A 666-nucleotide genomic window follows, 5' to 3' on the forward strand; every position below is an offset into this window, starting at 1 on the left:
GGTCGTGAAGCGCGCGCAATTGGCGAAGGAGACACAGGCATGGCCGAGTTCAAGAAGCCCGAAATCTCCGAGATGAGACCCAAGATCACCGTGATCGGCGTCGGCGGCGGCGGCGGCAATGCCGTCAACAACATGATCGCCGAGCAGCTTCAGGGCACCGAATTCATCGCCGCCAACACCGACGCCCAGGCGCTGACCATGTCGAAGGCGACGCGGCTGATCCAGCTTGGCGCCCACGTCACCGAAGGACTGGGCGCCGGATCGCTTCCCGAGATCGGCCGCGCCGCGGCCGAGGAATCGCTCGACGAGATCATGGACCATCTGGCCGGCACGCATATGTGTTTCGTCACCGCCGGAATGGGCGGCGGCACGGGAACCGGTGCGGCTCCAATCATCGCCCAGGCGGCGCGCAAGGCCGGCATCCTGACGGTTGGTGTCGTCACCAAGCCGTTCGCCTTCGAGGGCCGGCGCCGTATGCAGATGGCTGAAGAGGGCATCGAGCGGCTGCGCGAGAGCGCCGACACGGTGATCGTCATCCCGAACCAGAACCTGTTTCGGATCGCCGATGCCAAGACCACCTTCGCCGATGCGTTCGTCATTGCCGATCGGGTGCTCTATGCCGGCGTCAGCTGCATCACCGACCTCATCGTCAAGGAAGGCCTGATC

General features: G+C 64.9%; 1 pseudogene. It reads left to right on the forward strand.

Features of this window, described 5'->3' with window-relative positions:
* Window positions 1-39: 39 nt before the first annotated feature.
* Window positions 40-666: pseudogene (locus tag EN893_RS36675) on the forward strand (cell division protein FtsZ); the annotation flags it as partial.

It is taken from the genome of Mesorhizobium sp. M7A.F.Ca.CA.004.04.2.1, assembly GCF_004022825.1.
In the GTDB taxonomy this organism is placed as follows: domain Bacteria; phylum Pseudomonadota; class Alphaproteobacteria; order Rhizobiales; family Rhizobiaceae; genus Mesorhizobium.